Annotated in this window: 2 tRNA genes and 3 rRNA genes; all 5 read left to right on the top strand. The window is 48.9% G+C overall.

Features of this window, described 5'->3' with window-relative positions:
• Positions 1 to 168 precede the first annotated feature (168 nt).
• The 5 genes from IEV17_RS16960 to rrf all read left to right on the top strand — a co-directional run bounded on the left by IEV17_RS16960 (position 169) and on the right by rrf (position 5495).
• Positions 169 to 1705: ribosomal RNA gene (locus tag IEV17_RS16960) — 16S ribosomal RNA — on the top strand.
• A gap of 59 nt (positions 1706 to 1764) precedes the next feature.
• Positions 1765 to 1841, top strand: a tRNA-Ile gene (locus tag IEV17_RS16955).
• Positions 1842 to 1877: 36 nt separating this feature from the next.
• Positions 1878 to 1953, top strand: a tRNA-Ala gene (locus IEV17_RS16950).
• A 359-nt stretch (positions 1954 to 2312) separates the two neighbouring features.
• A 23S ribosomal RNA gene (locus tag IEV17_RS16945) occupies positions 2313 to 5203 on the top strand.
• Between the two features lie 177 nt (positions 5204 to 5380).
• Positions 5381 to 5495: ribosomal RNA gene (gene rrf / locus IEV17_RS16940) — 5S ribosomal RNA — on the top strand.
• The 16S, 23S and 5S rRNA genes sit together here with 2 tRNA genes alongside, the layout of an rRNA operon.
• Positions 5496 to 5514 lie beyond the last annotated feature (19 nt).

The raw sequence follows: 5514 nt of genomic DNA, 5'->3' as shown, positions 1-5514 counted from the left end.
AAGATCATTAAGAGAATAGAAGAACAACTTGTGTGGATTTTTACTGGTTGATCGATCGAAAATATTTCATTGATTGAATGGTAGAAATTTCTCGAAGTTTATTTGAGCGAATTTTTAGTCAGAAAATTGATGAGCCAAGATTTGTAGCCATAAGCTACTAATGATTTTAAACTGAAGAGTTTGATCATGGCTCAGATTGAACGCTGGCGGCAGGCTTAACACATGCAAGTCGAGCGGAGATGAGGTGCTTGCACCTTATCTTAGCGGCGGACGGGTGAGTAATGCTTAGGAATCTGCCATTTAGTGGGGGACAACATTCCGAAAGGAATGCTAATACCGCATACGTCCTACGGGAGAAAGCAGGGGATCTTCGGACCTTGCGCTAAATGATGAGCCTAAGTCGGATTAGCTAGTTGGTGGGGTAAAGGCCTACCAAGGCGACGATCTGTAGCGGGTCTGAGAGGATGATCCGCCACACTGGGACTGAGACACGGCCCAGACTCCTACGGGAGGCAGCAGTGGGGAATATTGGACAATGGGCGGAAGCCTGATCCAGCCATGCCGCGTGTGTGAAGAAGGCCTTTTGGTTGTAAAGCACTTTAAGCGAGGAGGAGGCTACTAGTACTAATACTACTGGATAGTGGACGTTACTCGCAGAATAAGCACCGGCTAACTCTGTGCCAGCAGCCGCGGTAATACAGAGGGTGCGAGCGTTAATCGGATTTACTGGGCGTAAAGCGTGCGTAGGCGGCTTTTTAAGTCGGATGTGAAATCCCCGAGCTTAACTTGGGAATTGCATTCGATACTGGGAAGCTAGAGTATGGGAGAGGATGGTAGAATTCCAGGTGTAGCGGTGAAATGCGTAGAGATCTGGAGGAATACCGATGGCGAAGGCAGCCATCTGGCCTAATACTGACGCTGAGGTACGAAAGCATGGGGAGCAAACAGGATTAGATACCCTGGTAGTCCATGCCGTAAACGATGTCTACTAGCCGTTGGGGCCTTTGAGGCTTTAGTGGCGCAGCTAACGCGATAAGTAGACCGCCTGGGGAGTACGGTCGCAAGACTAAAACTCAAATGAATTGACGGGGGCCCGCACAAGCGGTGGAGCATGTGGTTTAATTCGATGCAACGCGAAGAACCTTACCTGGCCTTGACATACTAGAAACTTTCCAGAGATGGATTGGTGCCTTCGGGAATCTAGATACAGGTGCTGCATGGCTGTCGTCAGCTCGTGTCGTGAGATGTTGGGTTAAGTCCCGCAACGAGCGCAACCCTTTTCCTTACTTGCCAGCATTTCGGATGGGAACTTTAAGGATACTGCCAGTGACAAACTGGAGGAAGGCGGGGACGACGTCAAGTCATCATGGCCCTTACGGCCAGGGCTACACACGTGCTACAATGGTCGGTACAAAGGGTTGCTACCTAGCGATAGGATGCTAATCTCAAAAAGCCGATCGTAGTCCGGATTGGAGTCTGCAACTCGACTCCATGAAGTCGGAATCGCTAGTAATCGCGGATCAGAATGCCGCGGTGAATACGTTCCCGGGCCTTGTACACACCGCCCGTCACACCATGGGAGTTTGTTGCACCAGAAGTAGGTAGTCTAACCGCAAGGAGGACGCTTACCACGGTGTGGCCGATGACTGGGGTGAAGTCGTAACAAGGTAGCCGTAGGGGAACCTGCGGCTGGATCACCTCCTTAACGAAAGATTGACGATCGGTAAGAATCCACAACAAGTTGTTCTTCGAAGATGTATCTGAGGGTCTGTAGCTCAGTTGGTTAGAGCACACGCTTGATAAGCGTGGGGTCACAAGTTCAAGTCTTGTCAGACCCACCAAATCTGAAAGATATGTCGTTCATTAAGTGATAAGCTGGGGACTTAGCTTAGTTGGTAGAGCGCCTGCTTTGCACGCAGGAGGTCAGGAGTTCGACTCTCCTAGTCTCCACCATGAATTAAAAGAGTTTGTAAAACTAAGTTAATTCAAAGCTAAGAAGATTATAGAGTTTAGTGAATACAGTCCAAGTTGACTGGTTTATTAATCTCTGTGATTTATCACAGTTTACTACGCACCGACGAGGTGGTAGTTAATCATTAACAGATTAGAAAATTGAGTCTGAAATAAATTGTTCACTCATTTGTTCGCAAGAACAAAATGAGAACTAGCAAAAACACTGAATCAAGCGTTTTGGTATATGAATTTAGATTGAAGCTGTATGGTGATTAAGTTCACAGACAACAAACCAGTAGCAATTAAGTTTGCAACGATAACACTCACTTGTATGTGTTAACGACTGTTTGGGGTTGTATAGTCAAGTAATTAAGTGCATGTGGTGGATGCCTTGGCAGTCAGAGGCGATGAAAGACGTAATAGCCTGCGATAAGCTCCGGGGAGGCGGCAAATATCCTTTGATCCGGAGATTTCTGAATGGGGGAACCCACCCGCTATAAGGCGGGTATCATAAGCTGAATACATAGGCTTATGAAGCGAACGAGGGGAAGTGAAACATCTCAGTACCCTTAGGAAAAGAAATCAATTGAGATTCCCTTAGTAGCGGCGAGCGAACGGGGAGCAGCCCATTAAGTTGTGTGTGTTCTAGTGGAACGCTCTGGGAAGTGCGAACGTAGAGGGTGATATTCCCGTACACGAAAGGGCACACACAATGATGACGAGTAGGGCGAGGCACGTGAAACCTTGTCTGAATATGGGGGGACCATCCTCCAAGGCTAAATACTCCTGACTGACCGATAGTGAACCAGTACCGTGAGGGAAAGGCGAAAAGAACCCCTGTGAGGGGAGTGAAATAGATCCTGAAACCGCATGCATACAAGCAGTGGGAGCCGACTTGTTCGGTGACTGCGTACCTTTTGTATAATGGGTCAGCGACTTATATTCAGTAGCGAGGTTAACCGTATAGGGGAGCCGTAGAGAAATCGAGTCTTAATAGGGCGTTTAGTTGCTGGGTATAGACCCGAAACCAGGCGATCTATCCATGAGCAGGTTGAAGGTTGGGTAACACTAACTGGAGGACCGAACCCACTGTCGTTGAAAAGCCAGGGGATGACTTGTGGATAGGGGTGAAAGGCTAATCAAGCCTGGTGATAGCTGGTTCTCCCCGAAAGCTATTTAGGTAGCGCCTCGGACGAATACCATTGGGGGTAGAGCACTGTTTCGGCTAGGGGGTCATCCCGACTTACCAAACCGATGCAAACTCCGAATACCAATGAGTACTATCCGGGAGACAGACTGCGGGTGCTAACGTCCGTAGTCAAGAGGAAAACAATCCAGACCGCCAGCTAAGGCCCCAAAATCATAGTTAAGTGGGAAACGATGTGGGAAGGCATAGACAGCTAGGAGGTTGGCTTAGAAGCAGCCACCCTTTAAAGAAAGCGTAATAGCTCACTAGTCGAGTCGGCCTGCGCGGAAGATGTAACGGGGCTAAAACTATGTGCCGAAGCTGCGGATTTGACATTAGTCAAGTGGTAGGGGAGCGTTCTGTAAGCCGATGAAGGTGTATTGAGAAGTATGCTGGAGGTATCAGAAGTGCGAATGCTGACGTGAGTAACGACAAAACGGGTGAAAAACCCGTTCGCTGAAAGACCAAGGGTTCCAGTCCAACGTTAATCGGGGCTGGGTGAGTCGACCCCTAAGGCGAGGCCGAGAGGCGTAGTCGATGGGAAATTGGTTAATATTCCAATACTTCTGTGTAATGCGATGAGAGGACGGAGAAGGTTAAGTCAGCCTGGCGTTGGTTGTCCAGGTGGAAGGTTGTAGGCATGTATCTTAGGCAAATCCGGGGTACTCTATGCTGAGAACTGATAGCAAGCTGTACTTGTACAGTGAAGTGGCTGATACCATGCTTCCAGGAAAAGTCTCTAAGCTTCAGTTACACAGGAATCGTACCCGAAACCGACACAGGTGGTCAGGTCGAGTAGACCAAAGCGCTTGAGAGAACTCTGCTGAAGGAACTAGGCAAAATGGTACCGTAACTTCGGGAGAAGGTACGCTGCTGACGGTGATGGGACTTGCTCCCTGAGCTATTGGCAGCCACAGAAACCAGGCCGCTGCAACTGTTTATTAAAAACATAGCACTCTGCAAACACGAAAGTGGACGTATAGGGTGTGATGCCTGCCCGGTGCTGGAAGGTTAATTGATGGGGTTAGCGTAAGCGAAGCTCTTGATCGAAGCCCCAGTAAACGGCGGCCGTAACTATAACGGTCCTAAGGTAGCGAAATTCCTTGTCGGGTAAGTTCCGACCTGCACGAATGGCATAATGATGGCGGCGCTGTCTCCAGCAGAGGCTCAGTGAAATCGAAATCGCTGTGAAGATGCAGTGTACCCGCGGCTAGACGGAAAGACCCCGTGAACCTTTACTGCAGCTTGACATTGAACTTTGACCTTACTTGTGTAGGATAGGTGGGAGGCTTTGAAGTTGGAACGCTAGTTCCAATGGAGCCGTCCTTGAAATACCACCCTGGTAATGTTGAGGTTCTAACTCTGCCCCGTAATCCGGGGCGAGGACCATGTCTGGTGGGTAGTTTGACTGGGGCGGTCTCCTCCTAAAGAGTAACGGAGGAGTACGAAGGTGCGCTCAGCGTGGTCGGAAATCACGCGTAGAGTATAAAGGCAAAAGCGCGCTTAACTGCGAGACCCACAAGTCGAGCAGGTACGAAAGTAGGTCTTAGTGATCCGGTGGTTCTGTATGGAAGGGCCATCGCTCAACGGATAAAAGGTACTCTGGGGATAACAGGCTGATACCGCCCAAGAGTTCATATCGACGGCGGTGTTTGGCACCTCGATGTCGGCTCATCTCATCCTGGGGCTGAAGCAGGTCCCAAGGGTATGGCTGTTCGCCATTTAAAGAGGTACGCGAGCTGGGTTTAGAACGTCGTGAGACAGTTCGGTCCCTATCTACCGTGGGCGCTGGAAATTTGAGAGGATCTGCTCCTAGTACGAGAGGACCAGAGTGGACGAACCTCTGGTGTACCGGTTGTGACGCCAGTCGCATCGCCGGGTAGCTATGTTCGGAAGGGATAACCGCTGAAAGCATCTAAGCGGGAAGCCTACCTCAAGATAAGATTTCCCTAGGAATTTATTCCTCTAAAGAGCCGTTCGAGACTAGGACGTTGATAGGTTGGGTGTGGAAGCACGGTGACGTGTGAAGCTGACCAATACTAATTGCTCGTGAGGCTTGACTATACAACACCCAAACAGTTGTTGTATTCAAGATAAATTCAATACACAACTTGATTTAGTGTAAAAACTAGTTACAATACAGACCCAATAATCTAATCCGTTAATAACTCTTTCGGTAATAAGTGGCAAAGAACTTAAAATTAAGTTCAAGAGTAAGACCACCGAAAGCCAAAACAGTTTGCTGGCGACAATAGCAAGAGTGAACCACCTGATCCCTTCCCGAACTCAGAAGTGAAACCTCTTAGCGCTGATGGTAGTGTGGCGTTTGCCATGTGAGAGTAAGTCATCGCCAGCTTTTAAATACTAAACACCCC

The organism is Acinetobacter modestus, assembly GCF_014636095.1.
Lineage (GTDB): Bacteria > Pseudomonadota > Gammaproteobacteria > Pseudomonadales > Moraxellaceae > Acinetobacter > Acinetobacter modestus.
Note: the sequence above shows the minus strand (reverse complement) of the source record. Positions and strands in the feature narration are given on the sequence as shown.